Origin of the sequence: Flavobacterium sp. WC2416, from assembly GCF_041200095.1 — a bacterium.
GTDB lineage: Bacteria > Bacteroidota > Bacteroidia > Flavobacteriales > Flavobacteriaceae > Flavobacterium.
In genome coordinates this window covers 922911-949339 of record NZ_CP165626.1, presented here as the reverse complement: position 1 = coordinate 949339, position 26429 = coordinate 922911, and the positions used below count along the sequence as shown (strand labels likewise).

7 protein-coding genes are annotated in these 26429 nt (G+C 38.4%); 2 read left to right on the top strand and 5 right to left on the bottom strand.

Translation table 11 applies throughout. From position 1 onward, the window contains the following. Positions 1–71 precede the first annotated feature (71 nt). Positions 72–656: a hypothetical protein gene (locus AB3G39_RS03880; protein WP_369752654.1), complete on the top strand. Its 585-nt coding sequence runs from the start codon at positions 72–74 to the stop codon at positions 654–656. A 99-nt stretch (positions 657–755) separates the two neighbouring features. Here the strand turns inward: AB3G39_RS03880 and AB3G39_RS03875 are convergent, their stop codons facing one another. Genes AB3G39_RS03875 through AB3G39_RS03865 form a run of 3 tightly spaced genes read right to left on the bottom strand, consistent with a single transcriptional unit; the run spans position 756 to position 23223 of the window. Then, positions 756–2696, bottom strand: coding sequence for an OmpA family protein (locus AB3G39_RS03875; RefSeq protein WP_369752655.1), 1941 nt, complete (start codon positions 2694–2696; stop codon positions 756–758). Positions 2697–2706: 10 nt separating this feature from the next. Continuing rightward, positions 2707–3633, bottom strand: a complete 927-nt coding sequence (locus AB3G39_RS03870) for a type IX secretion system membrane protein PorP/SprF (RefSeq protein WP_369766259.1) — start codon at positions 3631–3633, stop codon at positions 2707–2709. A gap of 48 nt (positions 3634–3681) precedes the next feature. Then, positions 3682–23223, bottom strand: coding sequence for a gliding motility-associated C-terminal domain-containing protein (locus AB3G39_RS03865; RefSeq protein WP_369769702.1), 19542 nt, complete (start codon positions 23221–23223; stop codon positions 3682–3684). Between the two features lie 593 nt (positions 23224–23816). On the opposite strand from AB3G39_RS03865, the gene AB3G39_RS03860 reads away from it, so the two are divergent. Then, positions 23817–24887, top strand: coding sequence for a glycosyltransferase (locus tag AB3G39_RS03860; protein WP_369752663.1), 1071 nt, complete (start codon positions 23817–23819; stop codon positions 24885–24887). A gap of 61 nt (positions 24888–24948) precedes the next feature. Here the strand turns inward: AB3G39_RS03860 and phoU are convergent, their stop codons facing one another. Together phoU and pstB are read right to left on the bottom strand one after the other, a co-directional pair. Next, positions 24949–25617 (bottom strand): phosphate signaling complex protein PhoU, encoded by a 669-nt coding sequence (gene phoU / locus AB3G39_RS03855; protein ID WP_367755595.1) that lies wholly within the window; start codon positions 25615–25617, stop codon positions 24949–24951. Between the two features lie 58 nt (positions 25618–25675). Next, positions 25676–26428, bottom strand: a complete 753-nt coding sequence (gene pstB, locus AB3G39_RS03850; RefSeq protein WP_367755597.1) for a phosphate ABC transporter ATP-binding protein PstB — start codon at positions 26426–26428, stop codon at positions 25676–25678. Position 26429 lies beyond the last annotated feature (1 nt).

Genomic DNA, 26429 nt, shown 5'->3' with positions numbered 1-26429 from the left:
ATTATTGTGATTTTATTTTCGTAATAATTAATTTATTACTTTTATTCTTTAATCTTAAAAAACAGACTATTATGAAAAAATTATTGTTGTTTTGTTTAGCATTTGTGTTGTCAAATAGTTTTTATGCACAAGAAGCGGTGGCTAAAAAGAAAGTCACTAAAGCTACAACAGAAAAGGTAGAAAAGGCAGACAAATCAGTGGCTAAAGCGGAAGCAGAAAAAGAGGCCAAAAAGCAAGCTGCTAACGAAAAAAGAAAGGCGACTATTGCTGCTAAAAAAGAAGCGGAAGCAAAGGCAAAGCTTGATGCAGAGAAAGAAGCAAAAAAGCAAGCAGCAAATGAAAAGAGAAAAGCTACAATTGCTGCAAAAAAGGAAGCTGTAAAAACAACTACAAAAATCGAAACTGAGAAAGAGACTAAAAAACAAGCAACTAGTGTAGCTAAGAAAAACCTTAGAGTTGCTACTAGCTCAGCAAATAAAAGTGCAAAAGCAACGACTAAAAAAGTAAAACCAAAAATTAAGGAAACTACAGAAAAAGCACCAAAAGTAGCTGATAAAATTACTGGTGAGTACAATGGTAAAAAAGTTTATACTGGACCTAGAGGAGGAAAATATTATATAAACAAAAACGGGAACAAGACTTATATTGAAGAGTAATATTCCATTTTTAATTAAAAAAAAGAGGCTTTTTCAAAATGGAAAAGCCTCTTTTTATATTAGTTCTATTACCAAAAGGCAATAAAAATATTTCATTTATTATTCCATCGAAATAACAACAAATTCACTGCGTCTATTCGCTTGATGCTCGGCTTCTGTACATTGAACACCATCTGCACATTTATTTACCAATTGAGATTCTCCATATCCTTTAGCTGTTAATCGACTTGCATCTATACCATTTTTAATCAACCAATCTCTAGTTGACTTGGCTCTTCTATCAGATAATGCTTCATTATATTGTGCTGTTTGTCGGCTATCAGTATGTGAGCGTATATCAATTTTAATTTTAGGAAATTCATTCATTACAGCAACTATTTTTTCTAACTCAAAAGCTGCATCTTTTCTTATGAAAGATTTATCTAAGTCAAAATAAATAATTGGAATATCTAAAGTTTTGGCAAGATCAGTGCCCACTCCTATTGGTTTGATTCGTTTTTCTAATTCAAGAGACAAATAACTTTCTCCATTTACTTTTTCAATAGAAATCGAACCTTCCTTCGTTTCATAATTACGTTTCTCAGCACGTACGTAATACGTTTTTCCACATTCAACTTCGAAACTATACTGCCCTCTTTTATTAGTTACATTTCCTTTTAACAACTGATATTTCTCATCAAACAAACTCATTTTTGCATCTTCAAGGAAATCTCCTGACTCTTTATCAGTGATTGTTCCTTTTAAGATTTGTTCACATGTCAGCTTCTTTGTTTCAGAAAATTTATAGATATCATCATATCCCTTTCCTCCTTCTCTATTAGATGTAAAAAAACCGATACGGCTTTTGCTATCAATAAAAAAACCAAAATCATCTTTAGGTCCATTAATTGGAGCACCTACATTTTGGACTTCGTTAAAACTTTTGTCCTTTTCAATTTTAGCAACATAAATATCTAACCCTCCAAGTCCTGGACGGCCATCAGTAGCAAAATACAACTCGTTATCATCACTGACGAAAGGAAATGTTTCTCTTCCTTCAGTATTGATTTTTGTGCCTAAATTCTCAGGAGTTGAATATGTTCCGTCTTCATTAATTGTTACTTTAAATAAATCAGACTGTCCAAAAGTTCCTGGCATATCTGAAGCAAAATATAACGTTTTATCATCATTACTTAGAGCAGGATGAGCAACACTGTATTGATTGCTATTGAATGGTAATTCGGTGACATCCTTCCACTCTCCGTCTTCTAAAGTTGCTTTATATATTTTTAGTAAAGTAATTCTTTTACTGTCTTTTCCTTTTTTGCCGTCTAGAAAATTATTTCTGGTAAAGTACATTGTTGAACCATCTTTTGTAAAAACGGGTGTAGATTCATGAAACTTTGAATTAATTCTGTTTCCAAAGCGTTTTGGTTCTTCTAATTTTCCATTTGATTGTACTTCAGAACTATACAAATTAGTAAAAGATTGATTGGTCCACTTAAAAACTTTTTTAGAAATCCCACCAGTATCACGAGCTGAAGCAAAAACCAATTTGTTACCTGAAAAAGAGGTCCCATAATCTGAAAATTCCGAATTGATTCCGGCATCCTCGACGTTAAATCGGCCCGAATTTGCTTTAATTTCTTCTAAATAATCTTTATGCTTTTCGTATAATTTAGCTCTTAAGTCATTTCCAGACTTCTTGTTAAACTGATCAAGCATTTTGTCTGCTTTAGCATATTCTCCAATTGACTTAAGTGCTTGTGAATACCTATAAAGATATTCTGGCTCTTGATTCTCATTCAGCAAAAAAAGTTCACCGTACCACTTGGCAGCCTTATCTAATTCTGCATTGAAATAATAAGCATTACCCAATTTTTGAAACATTTTTTCGTCTTTGTACCCTTTTTCTGCTACTCTTTCATAAGTTGAAATTGCATCAATGTAAGCATACTGCTCATATTTTTTATCAGCTGCAGCTACTTTGGCTTTTTGAGCATGTCCCTTAAGACTTAGCAGACTTAAAAGGACAATGTAAACGTAGGATTTAATTTTCATAATAAATTAATTAAAAGAATCTTGGAGATACTATTCTATCGTACTTATTGAACAATTCATATCTTAAAAAGATTTCATGTGAACCAGAATTATAATTAGCAAGTTTCGTAGTTTCTAAGTCATAACCATAACCGATAAACCAAGAATCACTAGCTTGAAAACCAACCATAGCACTTATAGCTGCACTCCATCGATAAGCAATCCCTGCTACAAATTTTTCGTTTATCAAAAAATTTCCTGATAAATCAACTTGTAAAGGAGCCCCTTGTACCACTTTAGTTAGGATCGATGGTTTGAATTTCACATCTCCGGTTAAGTCAAAAACATGTCCAGCTATTAAATAATAATGTATTTTTTCTGTAGCTATATGTGTATTTGAACCAGTCCCTGCATAACGATCAAAATGTTTCGTCTCTAACAAGTTAGGCGCAGAAATACCAAAATATGTATCGTCAGAATGATAATACAAACCAACTCCTATATTTGGCGAGAATTTATTATCCACATTAGCGGAAAAAATATTATCACCACTGTCATACTGGTTCAATTTGTTAAAATCAATGTTCAGTAAATTAGCTGTTGCCTTCAAACCAAACGACAACCTATATCGATCTGAAGTTTCAATACTATAGGAGAAATCAGCTGCAACATTGGTTTCATCAGACGGTCCTATTTTATCACTAATAATTGATAATCCTAAACCAATATTGCTTCCTTCAATAGGTGTGTTTATAGATGCTGTACTAGTAACCGGTGCGCCATCTAGACCAACCCATTGGGCTCGATGCAAAATAAACACATTCATCGACTCTCTTGATCCAGCATACGCCGGATTAATATTAATCGTATTGTACATATATTGGGTAAACTGTGCATCTTGCTGTGCATAAATCGATCCCGATAATAGAAGTAAAACTAATAATAACTTTATTTTCATCATTTTTTATTTTAAGCCTTGAGAAATTAAATTTCTTAGGGAATAGATTTATCTATTTAAATACAAATATCCAGCTTTTTCATGACCTATAGCATCGTTATCTTTATATTTCAAAATATAATAATAAGTACCTGTAGGTAATCCTTCTGATTGGCTAATAGTTACACGCCCTTCTGAGAAACCTTTAAATGATTTATCAGTGTTATTGTAACCAACTCTTTCAAATACAAGAACTCCCCAACGGTTATAGATCTCAACCTTATTTTCAGGATAACATTCTAGACCATCAATTCTAAAGAAATCATTATTACCATCGCCATTAGGAGACACTGCATTAAACACTTCTATAACACATTCTAAAGCTGGTAAAACAATTGGTTCTTCATTAAGTTTCGTTTCAATTTGTGTATCGTCTTTCACAATAGTTCCATTTAAAATTGACCCTGTTACATTCGCATAGTTTGTAACTAATCCAAGTTGAATATCTCTTAACGTTACAGGATAAACACCACTATATGCTGTGTTATTGGTTTCACCAGCACCTAAGCTAACTATTGGACTACCTGTTAAAATCAATCCTGTCAGATTATCTGTAACAGTGACATTAGAAAGAGCCATATTTCCAGTATTAGTGATAAGGAAACTATAAGATATTGTCTCTCCTACTTGAGCAAACCCATCATTATTGCTATCGTTGAAAACTCCAGTTTTTATAATTGAAATACTTGGTGACTCCGTTTGACCTGCAGCCACGGTTACAGTTACTGTAGCCGTATCACAATTCGTTGGGTTCAATACCTCACAGATAGTATATGTTACTGTATAGTCTCCCGCTGGTGTATTTGGTGCAATACTTACTGTTCCATCTGCATTTACTGTTAATGGTCCGTTTGGCGTGCTTGTCAATACAACATCTGATGGATTAACTGGTACCCCGTTTAAGGTATCGTTTGTCAATACACTTGGTACTGTTCCACCTGTTGTTCCATTGATTGGGCCTGCAACATCAGCTACTGCATCGATTGGTGCTGCAACTACATGTACTGTTACCGTAGCCGTATCACAATTCGTTGGGTTCAATACCTCACAGATAGTATATGGTACTGTATAGTCTCCCGCTGGTGTATTTGGTGCAATACTTACTGTTCCATCTGCATTTATTGTTAATGGTCCGTTTGGCGTGCTTATCAATACAACATCTGATGGATTAACTGGTACCCCGTTTAAGGTATCGTTTGTCAATACACTTGGTACTATTCCGCCCGTTGTTCCATTGATTGGACCTGCAACATCAGCTACTGCATCGATTGGTGCTGCAACTACATGTACTGTTACCGTAGCGGTATCACAATTCGTTGGGTTCAATACCTCACAGATAGTATATGGTACTGTATAATCTCCCGCTGGTGTATTTGGTGCAATACTTACTGTTCCATCTGCATTTACTGTTAATGGTCCGTTTGGCGTGCTTGTCAATACAACATCTGATGGTTTAACTGGTACCCCGTTTAAGGTATCGTTTGTCAATACACTTTGTACTGTTCCACCCGTTGCTCCATTGATTGGACCTCCGTTATCTGATACTGCATCGATTGGTGCTGCAACTACATGTACTGTTACCGTAGCCGTATCACAATTCGTTGGGTTCAATACCTCACAGATAGTATATGGTACTGTATAATCTCCCGCTGGTGTATTTGGTGCAATACTTACTGTTCCATCTGCATTTACTGTTAATGGTCCGTTTGGCGTGCTTGTCAATACAACATCTGATGGATTAACTGGTACCCCGTTTAAGGTATCGTTTGTCAATACACTTGGTACTGTTCCACCCGTTGCTCCATTGATTGGACCTCCAATATCTGATACTGCATCGATTGGTGCTGCAACTACATGTACTGTTACCGTAGCGGTATCACAATTGCTTGGGTTTAGTTTTTCACAAATCGTGTATTGTATCGTGTACTCTCCTGCTGGTGTTCCTGCAGCAACACTTACGCTTCCGTCGGTGTTTACGCTTAAGGCGGTAGTCGCTGTCGATGTTATTACTACATCTGCTGGAACTACTTTTACTCCATTTAAGGTATCATTAATCAATACATTGATCCCTGCGTCTCCTCCGTCTTTTCCATTGATTGGACCGGCAACCACATCGTCAATTGCATCGATTATCGCTTTTCCAACGGTTACTGTTACCGTAGCGGTATCGCAATTGCTTGGGTTTAGTTTTTCACAAATCGTGTATTGTATCGTGTACTCTCCTGCTGGTGTTCCTGCAGCAACACTTACGCTTCCGTCGGTGTTTACGCTTAAGGCGGTAGTCGCTGTCGATGTTATTACTACATCTGCTGGAACTACTTTTACTCCATTTAAGGTGTCATTATCCAATACATTGATCCCTGCATCTCCTCCGTCTTTTCCATTGATTGGACCGGCAACCACATCGTCAATTGCATCGATTATCGCTTTTCCAACGGTTACTGTTACCGTAGCGGTATCACAATTGCTTGGGTTTAGTTTTTCACAAATCGTGTATTGTATCGTGTACTCTCCTGCTGGTGTTCCTGCAGCAACACTTACGCTTCCGTCGGTGTTTACGCTTAAGGCGGTAGTCGCTGTCGATGTTATTACTACATCTGCTGGAACTACTTTTACTCCATTTAAGGTGTCATTATCCAATACATTGATCCCTGCATCTCCTCCGTCTTTTCCATTGATTGGACCGGCAACCACATCGTCAATTGCATCGATTATCGCTTTTCCAACGGTTACTGTTACCGTAGCGGTATCACAATTGCTTGGGTTTAGTTTTTCACAAATCGTGTATTGTATCGTGTACTCTCCTGCTGGTGTTCCTGCAGCAACACTTACGCTTCCGTCGGTGTTTACGCTTAAGGCGGTAGTCGCTGTCGATGTTATTACTACATCTGCTGGAACTACTTTTACTCCATTTAAGGTATCATTAGTCAATACATTGATCCCTGCATCTCCTCCGTCTTTTCCATTGATTGGACCGGCAACCACATCGTCAATTGCATCGATTATCGCTTTTCCAACGGTTACTGTTACCGTAGCGGTATCGCAATTGCTTGGGTTTAGTTTTTCACAAATCGTGTATTGTATCGTGTACTCTCCTGCTGGTGTTCCTGCAGCAACACTTACGCTTCCGTCGGTGTTTACGCTTAAGGCGGTAGTCGCTGTCGATGTTATTACTACATCTGCTGGAACTACTTTTACTCCATTTAAGGTGTCATTATCCAATACATTGATCCCTGCGTCTCCTCCGTCTTTTCCATTGATTGGACCGGCAACCACATCGTCAATTGCATCGATTATCGCTTTTCCAACGGTTACTGTTACCGTAGCGGTATCGCAATTGCTTGGGTTTAGTTTTTCACAAATCGTGTATTGTATCGTGTACTCTCCTGCTGGTGTTCCTGCAGCAACACTTACGCTTCCGTCGGTGTTTACGCTTAAGGCGGTAGTCGCTGTCGATGTTATTACTACATCTGCTGGAACTACTTTTACTCCATTTAAGGTATCATTAGTCAATACATTGATCCCTGCGTCTCCTCCGTCTTTTCCATTGATTGGACCGGCAACCACATCGTCAATTGCATCGATTATCGCTTTTCCAACGGTTACTGTTACCGTAGCGGTATCGCAATTGCTTGGGTTTAGTTTTTCACAAATCGTGTATTGTATCGTGTACTCTCCTGCTGGTGTTCCTGCAGCAACACTTACGCTTCCGTCGGTGTTTACGCTTAAGGCGGTAGTCGCTGTCGATGTTATTACTACATCTGCTGGAACTACTTTTACTCCATTTAAGGTATCATTAGTCAATACATTGATTCCTGCGTCTCCTCCGTCTTTTCCATTGATTGGACCGGCAACCACATCGTCAATTGCATCGATTATCGCTTTTCCAACGGTTACTGTTACCGTAGCGGTATCGCAATTGCTTGGGTTTAGTTTTTCACAAATCGTGTATTGTATCGTGTACTCTCCTGCTGGTGTTCCTGCAGCAACACTTACGCTTCCGTCGGTGTTTACGCTTAAGGCGGTAGTCGCTGTCGATGTTATTACTACATCTGCTGGAACTACTTTTACTCCATTTAAGGTATCATTAGTCAATACATTGATCCCTGCATCTCCTCCGTCTTTTCCATTGATTGGACCGGCAACCACATCGTCAATTGCATCGATTATCGCTTTTCCAACGGTTACTGTTACCGTAGCGGTATCGCAATTGCTTGGGTTTAGTTTTTCACAAATCGTGTATTGTATCGTGTACTCTCCTGCTGGTGTTCCTGCAGCAACACTTACGCTTCCGTCGGTGTTTACGCTTAAGGCGGTAGTCGCTGTCGATGTTATTACTACATCTGCTGGAACTACTTTTACTCCATTTAAGGTGTCATTATCCAATACATTGATCCCTGCGTCTCCTCCGTCTTTTCCATTGATTGGACCGGCAACCACATCGTCAATTGCATCGATTATCGCTTTTCCAACGGTTACTGTTACCGTAGCGGTATCACAATTGCTTGGGTTTAGTTTTTCACAAATCGTGTATTGTATCGTGTACTCTCCTGCTGGTGTTCCTGCAGCAACACTTACGCTTCCGTCGGTGTTTACGCTTAAGGCGGTAGTCGCTGTCGATGTTATTACTACATCTGCTGGAACTACTTTTACTCCATTTAAGGTATCATTAGTCAATACATTGATCCCTGCATCTCCTCCGTCTTTTCCATTGATTGGACCGGCAACCACATCGTCAATTGCATCGATTATCGCTTTTCCAACGGTTACTGTTACCGTAGCGGTATCGCAATTGCTTGGGTTTAGTTTTTCACAAATCGTGTATTGTATCGTGTACTCTCCTGCTGGTGTTCCTGCAGCAACACTTACGCTTCCGTCGGTGTTTACGCTTAAGGCGGTAGTCGCTGTCGATGTTATTACTACATCTGCTGGAACTACTTTTACTCCATTTAAGGTGTCATTATCCAATACATTGATCCCTGCATCTCCTCCGTCTTTTCCATTGATTGGACCGGCAACCACATCGTCAATTGCATCGATTATCGCTTTTCCAACGGTTACTGTTACCGTAGCGGTATCACAATTGCTTGGGTTTAGTTTTTCACAAATCGTGTATTGTATCGTGTACTCTCCTGCTGGTGTTCCTGCAGCAACACTTACGCTTCCGTCGGTGTTTACGCTTAAGGCGGTAGTCGCTGTCGATGTTATTACTACATCTGCTGGAACTACTTTTACTCCATTTAAGGTATCATTAGTCAATACATTGATTCCTGCGTCTCCTCCGTCTTTTCCATTGATTGGACCGGCAACCACATCGTCAATTGCATCGATTATCGCTTTTCCAACGGTTACTGTTACCGTAGCGGTATCACAATTGCTTGGGTTTAGTTTTTCACAAATCGTGTATTGTATCGTGTACTCTCCTGCTGGTGTTCCTGCAGCAACACTTACGCTTCCGTCGGTGTTTACGCTTAAGGCGGTAGTCGCTGTCGATGTTATTACTACATCTGCTGGAACTACTTTTACTCCATTTAAGGTATCATTAGTCAATACATTGATCCCTGCATCTCCTCCGTCTTTTCCATTGATTGGACCGGCAACCACATCGTCAATTGCATCGATTATCGCTTTTCCAACGGTTACTGTTACCGTAGCGGTATCGCAATTGCTTGGGTTTAGTTTTTCACAAATCGTGTATTGTATCGTGTACTCTCCTGCTGGTGTTCCTGCAGCAACACTTACGCTTCCGTCGGTGTTTACGCTTAAGGCGGTAGTCGCTGTCGATGTAATTACTACATCTGCTGGAACTACTTTTACTCCATTTAAGGTATCATTAGTCAATACATTGATTCCTGCGTCTCCTCCGTCTTTTCCATTGATTGGACCGGCAACCACATCGTCAATTGCATCGATTATCGCTTTTCCAACGGTTACTGTTACCGTAGCGGTATCACAATTGCTTGGGTTTAGTTTTTCACAAATCGTGTATTGTATCGTGTACTCTCCTGCTGGTGTTCCTGCAGCAACACTCACGCTTCCGTCGGTGTTTACGCTTAAGGCGGTAGTCGCTGTCGATGTAATTACTACATCTGCTGGAACTACTTTTACTCCATTTAAGGTGTCATTATCCAATACATTGATTCCTGCGTCTCCTCCGTCTTTTCCATTGATTGGACCGGCAACCACATCGTCAATTGCATCGATTATCGCTTTTCCAACGGTTACTGTTACCGTAGCGGTATCACAATTGCTTGGGTTTAGTTTTTCACAAATCGTGTATTGTATCGTGTACTCTCCTGCTGGTGTTCCTGCAGCAACACTTACGCTTCCGTCGGTGTTTACGCTTAAGGCGGTAGTCGCTGTCGATGTTATTACTACATCTGCTGGAACTACTTTTACTCCATTTAAGGTATCATTAGTCAATACATTGATCCCTGCATCTCCTCCGTCTTTTCCATTGATTGGACCGGCAACCACATCGTCAATTGCATCGATTATCGCTTTTCCAACGGTTACTGTTACCGTAGCGGTATCGCAATTGCTTGGGTTTAGTTTTTCACAAATCGTGTATTGTATCGTGTACTCTCCTGCTGGTGTTCCTGCAGCAACACTTACGCTTCCGTCGGTGTTTACGCTTAAGGCGGTAGTCGCTGTCGATGTTATTACTACATCTGCTGGAACTACTTTTACTCCATTTAAGGTGTCATTATCCAATACATTGATCCCTGCATCTCCTCCGTCTTTTCCATTGATTGGACCGGCAACCACATCGTCAATTGCATCGATTATCGCTTTTCCAACGGTTACTGTTACCGTAGCGGTATCACAATTGCTTGGGTTTAGTTTTTCACAAATCGTGTATTGTATCGTGTACTCTCCTGCTGGTGTTCCTGCAGCAACACTTACGCTTCCGTCGGTGTTTACGCTTAAGGCGGTAGTCGCTGTCGATGTTATTACTACATCTGCTGGAACTACTTTTACTCCATTTAAGGTATCATTAGTCAATACATTGATTCCTGCGTCTCCTCCGTCTTTTCCATTGATTGGACCGGCAACCACATCGTCAATTGCATCGATTATCGCTTTTCCAACGGTTACTGTTACCGTAGCGGTATCACAATTGCTTGGGTTTAGTTTTTCACAAATCGTGTATTGTATCGTGTACTCTCCTGCTGGTGTTCCTGCAGCAACACTTACGCTTCCGTCGGTGTTTACGCTTAAGGCGGTAGTCGCTGTCGATGTTATTACTACATCTGCTGGAACTACTTTTACTCCATTTAAGGTATCATTAGTCAATACATTGATCCCTGCGTCTCCTCCGTCTTTTCCATTGATTGGACCGGCAACCACATCGTCAATTGCATCGATTATCGCTTTTCCAACGGTTACTGTTACCGTAGCGGTATCACAATTGCTTGGGTTTAGTTTTTCACAAATCGTGTATTGTATCGTGTACTCTCCTGCTGGTGTTCCTGCAGCAACACTTACGCTTCCGTCGGTGTTTACGCTTAAGGCGGTAGTCGCTGTCGATGTTATTACTACATCTGCTGGAACTACTTTTACTCCATTTAAGGTGTCATTATCCAATACATTGATCCCTGCGTCTCCTCCGTCTTTTCCATTGATTGGACCGGCAACCACATCGTCAATTGCATCGATTATCGCTTTTCCAACGGTTACTGTTACCGTAGCGGTATCACAATTGCTTGGGTTTAGTTTTTCACAAATCGTGTATTGTATCGTGTACTCTCCTGCTGGTGTTCCTGCAGCAACACTTACGCTTCCGTCGGTGTTTACGCTTAAGGCGGTAGTCGCTGTCGATGTTATTACTACATCTGCTGGAACTACTTTTACTCCATTTAAGGTATCATTAGTCAATACATTGATTCCTGCGTCTCCTCCGTCTTTTCCATTGATTGGACCGGCAACCACATCGTCAATTGCATCGATTATCGCTTTTCCAACGGTTACTGTTACCGTAGCGGTATCACAATTGCTTGGGTTTAGTTTTTCACAAATCGTGTATTGTATCGTGTACTCTCCTGCTGGTGTTCCTGCAGCAACACTTACGCTTCCGTCGGTGTTTACGCTTAAGGCGGTAGTCGCTGTCGATGTTATTACTACATCTGCTGGAACTACTTTTACTCCATTTAAGGTGTCATTATCCAATACATTGATCCCTGCATCTCCTCCGTCTTTTCCATTGATTGGACCGGCAACCACATCGTCAATTGCATCGATTATCGCTTTTCCAACGGTTACTGTTACCGTAGCGGTATCACAATTGCTTGGGTTTAGTTTTTCACAAATCGTGTATTGTATCGTGTACTCTCCCGCTGGTGTATTTGGTGCAATACTTACTGTTCCGTCGGTGTTTACGCTTAAGGCGGTAGTCGCTGTCGATGTTATTACTACATCTGCTGGAACTACTTTTACTCCATTTAAGGTGTCATTAGTCAATACATTGATTCCTGCGTCTCCTCCGTCTTTTCCATTGATTGGACCGGCAACCACATCGTCAATTGCATCGATTATCGCTTTTCCAACGGTTACTGTTACCGTAGCGGTATCGCAATTGCTTGGGTTTAGTTTTTCACAAATCGTGTATTGTATCGTGTACTCTCCTGCTGGTGTTCCTGCAGCAACACTTACGCTTCCGTCGGTGTTTACGCTTAAGGCGGTAGTCGCTGTCGATGTTATTACTACATCTGCTGGAACTACTTTTACTCCATTTAAGGTATCATTAGTCAATACATTGATCCCTGCATCTCCTCCGTCTTTTCCATTGATTGGACCGGCAACCACATCGTCAATTGCATCGATTATCGCTTTTCCAACGGTTACTGTTACCGTAGCGGTATCGCAATTGCTTGGGTTTAGTTTTTCACAAATCGTGTATTGTATCGTGTACTCTCCTGCTGGTGTTCCTGCAGCAACACTTACGCTTCCGTCGGTGTTTACGCTTAAGGCGGTAGTCGCTGTCGATGTTATTACTACATCTGCTGGAACTACTTTTACTCCATTTAAGGTGTCATTATCCAATACATTGATCCCTGCGTCTCCTCCGTCTTTTCCATTGATTGGACCGGCAACCACATCGTCAATTGCATCGATTATCGCTTTTCCAACGGTTACTGTTACCGTAGCGGTATCACAATTGCTTGGGTTTAGTTTTTCACAAATCGTGTATTGTATCGTGTACTCTCCTGCTGGTGTTCCTGCAGCAACACTTACGCTTCCGTCGGTGTTTACGCTTAAGGCGGTAGTCGCTGTCGATGTTATTACTACATCTGCTGGAACTACTTTTACTCCATTTAAGGTATCATTAGTCAATACATTGATCCCTGCATCTCCTCCGTCTTTTCCATTGATTGGACCGGCAACCACATCGTCAATTGCATCGATTATCGCTTTTCCAACGGTTACTGTTACCGTAGCGGTATCGCAATTGCTTGGGTTTAGTTTTTCACAAATCGTGTATTGTATCGTGTACTCTCCTGCTGGTGTTCCTGCAGCAACACTTACGCTTCCGTCGGTGTTTACGCTTAAGGCGGTAGTCGCTGTCGATGTTATTACTACATCTGCTGGAACTACTTTTACTCCATTTAAGGTGTCATTATCCAATACATTGATCCCTGCATCTCCTCCGTCTTTTCCATTGATTGGACCGGCAACCACATCGTCAATTGCATCGATTATCGCTTTTCCAACGGTTACTGTTACCGTAGCGGTATCACAATTGCTTGGGTTTAGTTTTTCACAAATCGTGTATTGTATCGTGTACTCTCCTGCTGGTGTTCCTGCAGCAACACTTACGCTTCCGTCGGTGTTTACGCTTAAGGCGGTAGTCGCTGTCGATGTTATTACTACATCTGCTGGAACTACTTTTACTCCATTTAAGGTGTCATTATCCAATACATTGATCCCTGCGTCTCCTCCGTCTTTTCCATTGATTGGACCGGCAACCACATCGTCAATTGCATCGATTATCGCTTTTCCAACGGTTACTGTTACCGTAGCGGTATCACAATTGCTTGGGTTTAGTTTTTCACAAATCGTGTATTGTATCGTGTACTCTCCTGCTGGTGTTCCTGCAGCAACACTTACGCTTCCGTCGGTGTTTACGCTTAAGGCGGTAGTCGCTGTCGATGTTATTACTACATCTGCTGGAACTACTTTTACTCCATTTAAGGTGTCATTATCCAATACATTGATCCCTGCGTCTCCTCCGTCTTTTCCATTGATTGGACCGGCAACCACATCGTCAATTGCATCGATTATCGCTTTTCCAACGGTTACTGTTACCGTAGCGGTATCACAATTGCTTGGGTTTAGTTTTTCACAAATCGTGTATTGTATCGTGTACTCTCCTGCTGGTGTTCCTGCAGCAACACTTACGCTTCCGTCGGTGTTTACGATTAAGGCGGTAGTCGCTGTCGATGTTATTACTACATCTGCTGGAACTACTTTTACTCCATTTAAGGTATCATTAGTCAATACATTGATCCCTGCATCTCCTCCGTCTTTTCCATTGATTGGACCGGCAACCACATCGTCAATTGCATCGATTATCGCTTTTCCAACGGTTACTGTTACCGTAGCGGTATCACAATTGCTTGGGTTTAGTTTTTCACAAATCGTGTATTGTATCGTGTACTCTCCTGCTGGTGTTCCTGCAGCAACACTTACGCTTCCGTCGGTGTTTACGCTTAAGGCGGTAGTCGCTGTCGATGTTATTACTACATCTGCTGGAACTACTTTTACTCCATTTAAGGTGTCATTATCCAATACATTGATCCCTGCATCTCCTCCGTCTTTTCCATTGATTGGACCGGCAACCACATCGTCAATTGCATCGATTATCGCTTTTCCAACGGTTACTGTTACCGTAGCGGTATCGCAATTGCTTGGGTTTAGTTTTTCACAAATCGTGTATTGTATCGTGTACTCTCCTGCTGGTGTTCCTGCAGCAACACTTACGCTTCCGTCGGTGTTTACGCTTAAGGCGGTAGTCGCTGTCGATGTTATTACTACATCTGCTGGAACTACTTTTACTCCATTTAAGGTATCATTAGTCAATACATTGATCCCTGCATCTCCTCCGTCTTTTCCATTGATTGGACCGGCAACCACATCGTCAATTGCATCGATTATCGCTTTTCCAACGGTTACTGTTACCGTAGCGGTATCACAATTGCTTGGGTTTAGTTTTTCACAGATTTGGTAAACTAAACTGTAGTTTCCTGCTGGTGTTCCTGCTGCTACAACTACATTAGTTCCTGATAAGGTAATTCCTGTATTGGTTGCTGATACAAATGTTGTAGTCACTTTAGTTGGATCAACCAAAGATCCGTTTAAGGTATCGTTAGAAAGTACATTTGTTAATGATGTTCCGCCTATGAAGCCGTTTACACTTGCTCCTGCATCATCAATTGCATCGATTATCGCTTTAGTTACTGTTACCGTTACTGTAGCTTGATCACAATTCGTTGGGTTTAATTTCTCACAGATTTGGTAAACTAAACTATAGTTCCCTGCTGGTGTTCCTGCTGCTACAACTACATTAGTTCCTGATAAGGTGATTCCTGTATTGGTTGCTGATACAAATGTTGTAGTCACTTTAGTTGGATCAACCAAAGATCCGTTTAAGGTATCGTTAGAAAGTACATTTGTTAATGATGTTCCGCCTATGAAGCCGTTTACACTTGCTCCTGCATCATCAATTGCATCGATTATCGCTTTAGTTACTGTTACCGTTACTGTAGCTTGATCACAATTCGTTGGGTTTAATTTCTCACAGATTTGGTAAACTAAACTATAGTTCCCTGCTGGTGTTCCTGCTGCTACAACTACATTAGTTCCTGATAAGGTGATTCCTGTATTGGTTGCTGATACAAATGTTGTAGTCACTTTAGTTGGATCAACCAAAGATCCGTTTAAGGTATCGTTAGAAAGTACATTTGTTAATGATGTTCCGCCTATGAAGCCGTTTACACTTGCTCCTGCATCATCAATTGCATCGATAACTGCTTTAGTTACTGTTACCGTTACTGTAGCTTGATCACAATTCGTTGGATTTAATTTCTCACAGATTTGGTAAACTAAACTGTAGTTTCCTGCTGGTGTTCCTGCTGCTACAACTACATTAGTTCCTGATAAGGTGATTCCTGTATTGGTTGCTGATACAAATGTTGTAGTCACTTTAGTTGGATCAACCAAAGATCCGTTTAAGGTATCGTTAGAAAGTACATTTGTTAATGATGTTCCGCCTATGAAGCCGTTTACACTTGCTCCTGCATCATCAATTGCATCGATTATCGCTTTAGTTACTGTTACCGTTACTGTAGCTTGATCACAATTCGTTGGGTTTAATTTCTCACAGATTTGGTAAACTAAACTGTAGTTCCCTGCTGGTGTTCCTGCTGCTACAACTACATTAGTTCCTGATAAGGTGATTCCTGTATTGGTTGCTGATACAAATGTTGTAGTCACTTTAGTTGGATCAACCAAAGATCCGTTTAAGGTATCGTTAGAAAGTACATTTGTTAATGATGTTCCGCCTATGAAGCCGTTTACACTTGCTCCTGCATCATCAATTGCATCGATTATCGCTTTAGTTACTGTTACCGTTACTGTAGCTTGATCACAATTCGTTGGGTTTAATTTCTCACAGATTTGGTAAACTAAACTATAGTTCCCTGCTGGTGTTCCTGCTGCTACAACTACATTAGTTCCTGATAAGGTGATTCCTGTATTGGTTGCTGATACAAATGTTGTAGTCACTTTAGTTGGATCAACCAAAGATCCGTTTAAGGTATCGTTAGAAAGTACATTCGTTAATGATGTTCCGCCTATGAAGCCGTTTACACTTGCTCCTGCATCATCAATTGCATCGATAACTGCTTTAGTTACTGTTACCGTTACTGTAGCTTGATCACAATTCGTTGGGTTTAATTTCTCACAGATTTGGTAAACTAAACTGTAGTTCCCTGCTGGTGTTCCTGCTGCTACAACTACATTAGTTCCTGATAAGGTGATTCCTGTATTGGTTGCTGATACAAATGTTGTAGTCACTTTAGTTGGATCAACCAAAGATCCGTTTAAGGTATCGTTAGAAAGTACATTCGTTAATGATGTTCCGCCTATGAAGCCGTTTACACTTGCTCCTGCATCATCAATTGCATCGATAACTGCTTTAGTTACTGTTACCGTTACTGTAGCTTGATCACAATTCGTTGGGTTTAATTTCTCACAGATTTGGTAAACTAAACTGTAGTTCCCTGCTGGTGTTCCTGCTGCTACAACTACATTAGTTCCTGATAAGGTGATTCCTGTATTGGTTGCTGATACAAATGTTGTAGTCACTTTAGTTGGATCAACCAAAGATCCGTTTAAGGTATCGTTAGAAAGTACATTCGTTAATGATGTTCCGCCTATGAAGCCGTTTACACTTGCTCCTGCATCATCAATTGCATCGATAACTGCTTTAGTTACTGTTACCGTTACTGTAGCTTGATCACAATTCGTTGGATTTAATTTCTCACAGATTTGGTAAACTAAACTGTAGTTCCCTGCTGGTGTTCCTGCTGCTACAACTACATTAGTTCCTGATAAGGTGATTCCTGTATTGGTTGCTGATACAAATGTTGTAGTCACTTTAGTTGGATCAACCAAAGATCCGTTTAAGGTATCGTTAGAAAGTACATTCGTTAATGATGTTCCGCCTATGAAGCCGTTTACACTTGCTCCTGCATCATCAATTGCATCGATAACTGCTTTAGTTACTGTTACCGTTACTGTAGCTTGATCACAATTCGTTGGGTTTAATTTCTCACAGATTTGGTAAACTAAACTGTAGTTCCCTGCTGGTGTTCCTGCTGCTACAACTACATTAGTTCCTGATAAGGTGATTCCTGTATTGGTTGCTGATACAAATGTTGTAGTCACTTTAGTTGGATCAACCAAAGATCCGTTTAAGGTATCGTTAGAAAGTACATTCGTTAATGATGTTCCGCCTATGAAGCCGTTTACACTTGCTCCTGCATCATCAATTGCATCGATAACTGCTTTAGTTACTGTTACCGTTACTGTAGCTTGATCACAATTCGTTGGGTTTAATTTCTCACAGATTTGGTAAACTAAACTGTAGTTCCCTGCTGGTGTTCCTGCTGCTACAACTACATTAGTTCCTGATAAGGTGATTCCTGTATTGGTTGCTGATACAAATGTTGTAGTCACTTTAGTTGGATCAACCAAAGATCCGTTTAAGGTATCGTTAGAAAGTACATTCGTTAATGATGTTCCGCCTATGAAGCCGTTTACACTTGCTCCTGCATCATCAATTGCATCGATAACTGCTTTAGTTACTGTTACCGTTACTGTAGCTTGATCACAATTCGTTGGATTTAATTTCTCACAGATTTGGTAAACTAAACTGTAGTTCCCTGCTGGTGTTCCTGCTGCTACAACTACATTAGTTCCTGATAAGGTGATTCCTGTATTGGTTGCTGATACAAATGTTGTAGTCACTTTAGTTGGATCAACCAAAGATCCGTTTAAGGTATCGTTAGAAAGTACATTTGTTAATGATGTTCCGCCTATGAAGCCGTTTACACTTGCTCCTGCATCATCAATTGCATCGATTATCGCTTTAGTTACTGTTACCGTTACTGTAGCTTGATCACAATTCGTTGGGTTTAATTTCTCACAGATTTGGTAAACTAAACTATAGTTCCCTGCTGGTGTTCCTGCTGCTACAACTACATTAGTTCCTGATAAGGTAATTCCTGTATTGGTTGCTGATACAAATGTTGTAGTCACTTTAGTTGGATCAACCAAAGCTCCGTTTAAGGTATCGTTAGAAAGTACATTCGTTAATGATGTTCCGCCTATGAAGCCGTTTACACTTGCTCCTGCATCATCAATTGCATCGATAACTGCTTTAGTTACTGTTACCGTTACTGTAGCTTGATCACAATTCGTTGGATTTAATTTCTCACAGATTTGGTAAACTAAACTGTAGTTCCCTGCTGGTGTTCCTGCTGCTACAACTACATTAGTTCCTGATAAGGTGATTCCTGTATTGGTTGCTGATACAAATGTTGTAGTCACTTTAGTTGGATCAACCAAAGATCCGTTTAAGGTATCGTTAGAAAGTACATTCGTTAATGATGTTCCGCCTATGAAGCCGTTTACACTTGCTCCTGTATCATCAATTGCATCGATAACTGCTTTAGTTACTGTTACCGTTACTGTAGCTTGATCACAATTCGTTGGATTTAATTTCTCACAGATTTGGTAAACTAAACTGTAGTTTCCTGCTGGTGTTCCTGCTGCTACAACTACATTAGTTCCTGATAAGGTGATTCCTGTATTGGTTGCTGATACAAATGTTGTAGTCACTTTAGTTGGATCAACCAAAGATCCGTTTAAGGTATCGTTAGAAAGTACATTCGTTAATGATGTTCCGCCTATGAAGCCGTTTACACTTGCTCCTGCATCATCAATTGCATCGATAACTGCTTTAGTTACTGTTACCGTTACTGTAGCTTGATCACAATTCGTTGGGTTTAATTTCTCACAGATTTGGTAAACTAAACTGTAGTTCCCTGCTGGTGTTCCTGCTGCTACAACTACATTAGTTCCTGATAAGGTGATTCCTGTATTGGTTGCTGATACAAATGTTGTAGTCACTTTAGTTGGATCAACCAAAGATCCATTTAAGGTATCGTTAGAAAGTACATTCGTTAATGATGTTCCGCCTATGAAGCCGTTTACACTTGCTCCTGTATCATCAATTGCATCGATAACTGCTTTAGTTACTGTTACCGTTACTGTAGCTTGATCACAATTCGTTGGATTTAATTTCTCACAGATTTGGTAAACTAAACTGTAGTTTCCTGCTGGTGTTCCTGCTGCTACAACTACATTAGTTCCTGATAAGGTGATTCCTGTATTGGTTGCTGATACAAATGTTGTAGTCACTTTAGTTGGATCAACCAAAGATCCGTTTAAGGTATCGTTAGAAAGTACATTTGTTAATGATGTTCCGCCTATGAAGCCGTTTACACTTGCTCCTGCATCATCAATTGCATCGATAACTGCTTTAGTTACTGTTACCGTTACTGTAGCTTGATCACAATTCGTTGGGTTTAATTTCTCACAGATTTGGTAAACTAAACTGTAGTTCCCTGCTGGTGTTCCTGCTGCTACAACTACATTAGTTCCTGATAAGGTGATTCCTGTATTGGTTGCTGATACAAATGTTGTAGTCACTTTAGTTGGATCAACCAAAGATCCGTTTAAGGTATCGTTAGAAAGTACATTTGTTAATGATGTTCCGCCTATGAAGCCGTTTACACTTGCTCCTGCATCATCAATTGCATCGATAACTGCTTTAGTTACTGTTACCGTTACTGTAGCTTGATCACAATTCGTTGGGTTTAATTTCTCACAGATTTGGTAAACTAAACTGTAGTTCCCTGCTGGTGTTCCTGCTGCTACAACTACATTAGTTCCTGATAAGGTGATTCCTGTATTGGTTGCTGATACAAATGTTGTAGTCACTTTAGTTGGATCAACCAAAGATCCGTTTAAGGTATCGTTAGAAAGTACATTCGTTAATGATGTTCCGCCTATGAAGCCGTTTACACTTGCTCCTGCATCATCAATTGCATCGATAACTGCTTTAGTTACTGTTACCGTTACTGTAGCTTGATCACAATTCGTTGGATTTAATTTCTCACAGATTTGGTAAACTAAACTGTAGTTCCCTGCTGGTGTTCCTGCTGCTACAACTACATTAGTTCCTGATAAGGTGATTCCTGTATTGGTTGCTGATACAAATGTTGTAGTCACTTTAGTTGGATCAACCAAAGATCCGTTTAAGGTATCGTTAGAAAGTACATTCGTTAATGATGTTCCACCTACAAATCCGTTTACTGAACTTCCTGTATCATTAATCGCGTCAATCACAGCTGCAGAAACAGGTACAGTTACTGTAGCTGGGTCACAATTTGTTGGATTCAATACCTCACAAATTTTGTAAACTAAACTGTAGTTTCCTGCTGGCGTTCCAGCTGCTACCAATACATTTGTTCCTGATAAGGTGATTCCTGCGTTAGTTGAAGATACGAAAGTCGTATTCACTTTAGAACCAACAACCGCTACTCCATTTAAAGTGTCATTGGACAAGACATTAGTGAATGAAGTTCCACCTACAAATCCGTTTACTGAACTTCCTGTATCATTAATCGCGTCAATCACAGCTGCAGAAACAGGTACAGTTACTGTAGCTGGGTCACAATTTGTTGGATTCAATACCTCACAAATTTTGTAAACTAAACTGTAGTTCCCTGCTGGTGTTCCTGCTGCTACAACTACATTAGTTCCTGATAAGGTGATTCCTGCGTTAGTTGAGGACACGAAAGTCGTATTCACTTTAGTTGGATCAACTAATACTCCGTTTAAGGTATCGTTAGAAAGTACATTAGTGAATGAAGTCCCACCTACAAATCCGTTTACAGTTGTTCCTGCATCATCAATAGCGTCAATTGGAGTGTTTATCGGTACAGGTGTAGAGGTAGAAGTATTATTATATGGATTCGGATCTATATTGTCAGTCGTAATTGTTGCTGTGTTAGCATAATTCCCTGTAAGGTTAACAGTGGCAACTATTGTTAACGTTTCCGTTTTATTTTTGTTTAAAGTTCCTATAGTCCAAGTAGATGACGACGAAATAGTCCCAGCTGAAGGAGTTGCACTAATTAGCGTATAACCAGATGGGATAACATCACTAACAACTACATTTGAAGCATTATTAACTGTACTTAAATTTTGTGCAGTTATTGTAAAAGTGATAGTACCTCCTTTATACGGAGTCTCATTACTTGCTACTTTTATAACAGCAATATCAGTAGTACATAAGTCAACATTAACAGGAGGAGATTCAACAACTTCTCCACAAGATAATGTGGCTGCAACAGTATAAGCTCCAATTTGTGATGCTGTGTATGTATTTGATGTTGCTCCAGATATAGCTACCCCATTCAAATACCATTGATATGGTCCAAAACCAGCATCAGCAGTTAAGAGTGCTTCACCATTTGAACAACCATTTTTTGTTTTGTATGTTACCGTTGGCGTATTAGGTTGTTCCACAAAGTTTGAAAAGAATGCGGACATTGAAAATCCACCACCTTGCTGAATTAGCGAAACAACAATTCTACTAGTTGATGATATCGTTATTTTATTGGGCGTATTAATTTGAGCACTGGTGAAATCAATAAGATACCAACCAGTATTTCCTAACTGTCTTCTAGCACCAACTGCTGCTGTCTCTATATTACTACCGTTTAAATTAACCGGAGCTGTAGCACTTTGAATTAAAACATATCCAAAATAAGTTAAATCAGTATCGTCGTATTTTTTAAACTTTGATGTTTCAACAAAGTAAGAACCTCCACAGGCAGATGTTGGAGAAATGGCACTAATATCCACTTCACATAATTGAGCTGATCCAGTGAATACGGCTACTTTTTTATCACTAAGGATACGATTCGCTGAATAGGGAGTAGAACCATCACCATTATAAAAAGTATAAAAATCTCCTGCATTAACTAAGGTTATATTGCTGGAGCTAATAAAACTTCCACTAAGAGCATATTTGCTTATTGTAACAACGGTATTAGCTTCACTCGCTACAATAGTTGATTGCTCTGATGTAACTGGAATCCCATTAGTTGTATTAGAACCTTGGGTTCTTACAAGGAAATATTCCTTACCTAAAACACTTACTGGAGGAATTTGACATAATGTACCATCACCACATGTATCAGGATTATCAAGTATAGCCCCTGTATTCATAACGACACCTGCAGATGTTTCAACCAAAGACCCAATTGCTGCTTTAAATAAATAACTTTGACCCGCTTGCAAAGTGGTTAAAGTAGTACCATTTAACTTTACAACAGTGTTGTTTACAATGGCCATAACACTGTATGTAGGCAATTGATTTTGTATGCTCGTTTCCCATTGAAATGGACCTAATGTCCCATTTCTATAGTACCCGACTCTGAACTTAATACCAATTCCAGGATTACCATAACTTGTCAAAGAAGCATTTCCTTTAATGTATTTATCGGGATTATTCCCATTAACATTAGGAATATTATCCGAAGCTATATTTCTCAAATTAACAAGTGTTGGAGCACTACTTGTAATTATTAATCCAGCATTTGTTAAAACTGTATTTAGACTTAAATAATTTAACCCAACAGGATTTCCTGCAAACCTATATACTGCTGGACTCCCACTAATTGTACTTATAGTAGCAACAGTAGTTCCATCACTCTTTTTAATAGTGACATTAACCGTAGAAGTTGATTGTGTCGAAATTACAAGAGCATTTGCATCCGAATAATAATTCCAAGGAGCAGGTGCAATATAATGCGTAGTGTAAAATTGCGAATATGAATTTATGGAAACCAGAAGACAGATAAGAAAAAATATTATTTTCCTTAAAGTCACTATCTTTAAAGTAGTTTTGTACATAATTTATAGTAGGTATTTAAATTATTCTAATGATAAATTGGGGCAAAATAATAAAATAAAACAGCTTTTTTTTTACGTACAAAAAGCACGATACAAAATGAAGGAATTTTATTAACAATATATTGTGCAAAACTAAAAAAAATAAATTAAAAAAAAATTAAATTCCTTAAAATACATATATACCCGATTAAATGTAAATAAAAGCAGGTGTTTGATTACACGCAAAATAGCAATTAATACGGGACTAACTCATTATTAACTTTCTTACAAAAAACCGATCTGAGAATTCCTTAAAATTTATGCCTTTATAATGCAAATACAATAAAAATATCCATATTAAAAAACTGAATTTTGTAAGAAAAAAAGCTAAGGATTCATTACAATCCCTTACATTTTACATTATTCCATCTTAACTTACCATCATCTGTTAAATTAAAAAGCCAAAAATAAAAATTCGAGTCGCTATTACCTTTCATTTCCTAAAACACTAATCCCAAATGACTGCTTCCTTAATCATTTGGTAATATTTAAATCAATTCAGAAGTAATTCACTTTATGTACCTTTAAAAAAGCAAATAAAATGATTTTAAAAAATGATTGACTACTCTTCAGCTTCCCATAAAACAATATTAATCACACCTCTAAATTGGGGTTTAGGACACGCATCAAGGTGTATACCAATTATAAAAGCGCTGCAAGAAAACAACTATATCCCAATTATCGCTTCAGATGGGGCAGCATTGCACTTATTGCGTAAAGAATTTCCCTATTTAAAAATGCTTGAATTACCTTCTTACCAAATAGAATACCCTAAGAATAGTACTTATTTTAAATGGAAGCTTTTTCTTAATTCTCCAAAAATGATGGTAGCAATTTGGAAAGAAAAAAAAATAGTTGCAAAATGGATTGACCAATACGAAATTGATGGAATTATATCAGATAATCGATTAGGGTGTTATTCGAAAAGAATACCTTCTGTTTACATTACACACCAAATAAATGTATTGACAGGCAAAACAACTTGGATAACTAGTAAACTGCATCAGAAAATAATCAAAAAATATTCAGAATGTTGGATTCCAGATGTAGAAAAAATACCAAATTTAGCAAGTAAATTAAGTCATTTAAAAAAATCAAATCTAAATTTGAAATATATTGGCCCACTTAGCCGAATGATAAAAAAAGAGCTTCCAACTAAATATGATTTAATGGTGATCCTTTCTGGTCCTGAACCTCAAAGAAGTTTATTGGAAGAAAAAATAAAAGTCGAACTTAAACGATATAAAGGAGAAGTTATATTCATTAAGGGAATTATTGAAAAGGAACAAACAAAGGAGAAGATTAAAAACATACTCTTTTATAATTTCATGAATAGTCGCCAATTAGAGCAAGCTTTCAATGAAAGTGAGATCATTCTTTGTCGTTCTGGCTACACAACAATTATGGATTTAGTAAAACTTGGAAAGAAAGCTTTTTTTATTCCAACACCAGGACAATACGAACAAGTTTATCTAGCACAAAAATTAAAAGAGGAAGGGCTCGCTCCATTTGCCAATCAAGACGAATTCAAAATCGAAAACTTATTCGAATTAAACAAATATAGCGGACTTCAAACTATTAATAATAAAATAGATTGGGAGAACTTATTTGAAGTTTTTCAATAAAAAAAGCTGACTTTTACATCTAAGATTGATACAAAAGTCAGCTTTCAATTATAAAAATAAATTATTTTTTGTCGTTTAATTTTTCATGCTTAATGGTTTTAGCATTAATCATAAAGTAAACAGACTCAGCAATATTAGTACAATGATCTGCAATTCTTTCAAGATGTTTTAAAGCCATGATAAGATTGGTCCCAGATACAACTGTTTTAGAATTGTTCTTCATTTCACCAATAATATTTTCAATAGCTTCCCCACTTTTATCTTTGATACTATTATTCAAGAAGAATATATCATCAATTTTAGACTCATCCAAAACTTCAAAACATTGATTCGTTTTCAGTATTATCATTTCAACTTCACCAGTAATTTCAGCAATATTAAATTTAGATATTAATTCATGCTTTTCCTTTATACTTTTTGACAACTTAATGATACTCATCGACAAATCACCAATTCGTTCAATCTGATTGCTCATTTGCATTGCAGACATAATAAATCTTAAATCAGAAGCAACTGGTTGTTGTAACGCAAAAACACTTTGACAAATATCATCAATTTTGACATCTAGTTTATCAATTTTACTTTCCGTTTTTTTTACTTCTTTACTTTCAGAACCTGGTTCAGATAGTAATGATTTTACAGCTTCACTCACTTGAGACTCCGCTAAATTTCCAATTTTTATTATGATGCTTTTAAGCTTACCTAATTCTGTTTCTAAGTGTGATGCCATTTTTTAAAGATTTAAAGATTTAAAGTTAAACGATTCTGAAATCAAATCAAAATCAATCTTATCCAAATCTTCCTGTTATATAATCTTCTGTTTGCTTAATTGCTGGTTTAGTGAAGATTGTCTTTGTTTTATCATACTCAATCAATTTACCCATATAGAAAAAAGCAGTATTATCACTAACACGACCTGCTTGTTGCATGTTATGGGTAACAATAACTATAGTATATTTATTTTTTAATTCATAAATAAGCTCCTCAATTTTTGAAGTCGAAATTGGATCTAATGCAGACGTAGGTTCATCCATTAACAAAACCGAAGGTTGAATAGCTAAAGCTCTAGCAATACAAAGGCGCTGTTGTTGTCCTCCTGAAAGTTCAAAAGCAGACTTTTTAAGTTTATCTTTCACTTCATCCCAAAGTGCTACTTGCTCAATAGATGTAATTACTCTTTCTTCAATTATTTTTTTATCCGTAATACCATTAACTCGTAATCCATAAGCAACATTTTCAAAAATTGTTTTTGGAAAAGGGTTTGGTTTTTGAAAAACCATTCCAACATTTTTACGCAAATCATCTACGTTTGTTTGTTTTTCATAAATATCAACTCCATCAATAAGAATACTCCCTGTCATATGAGTATTATCAATCAAGTCATTCATTCTATTTAATAGACGTAAATAGGTAGATTTCCCACAACCTGAAGGACCGATTAATGCTGTAACGGTATTTTCCTTCATTGAAATTGTAATGTCGTGCAACGCTTGAAATTCCCCGTAATTAAAATTTACGTTTTTTGATTCTATTTTATGCATG

Excerpts from the sequence above, each read along its gene's own strand:
- AB3G39_RS03880 (WP_369752654.1), top strand. The coding sequence starts at position 72 with ATGAAAAAATTATTGTTGTTTTGTTTAGCATTTGTGTTGTCAAATAGT.
- AB3G39_RS03875 (WP_369752655.1), bottom strand. The coding sequence starts at position 2,696 with ATGAAAATTAAATCCTACGTTTACATTGTCCTTTTAAGTCTGCTAAGT.
- AB3G39_RS03870 (WP_369766259.1), bottom strand. The coding sequence starts at position 3,633 with ATGAAAATAAAGTTATTATTAGTTTTACTTCTATTATCGGGATCGATT.
- AB3G39_RS03865 (WP_369769702.1), bottom strand. The coding sequence starts at position 23,223 with ATGTACAAAACTACTTTAAAGATAGTGACTTTAAGGAAAATAATATTT.
- AB3G39_RS03860 (WP_369752663.1), top strand. The coding sequence starts at position 23,817 with ATGATTGACTACTCTTCAGCTTCCCATAAAACAATATTAATCACACCT.
- phoU (WP_367755595.1), bottom strand. The coding sequence starts at position 25,617 with ATGGCATCACACTTAGAAACAGAATTAGGTAAGCTTAAAAGCATCATA.
- pstB (WP_367755597.1), bottom strand. The coding sequence starts at position 26,428 with ATGCATAAAATAGAATCAAAAAACGTAAATTTTAATTACGGGGAATTT.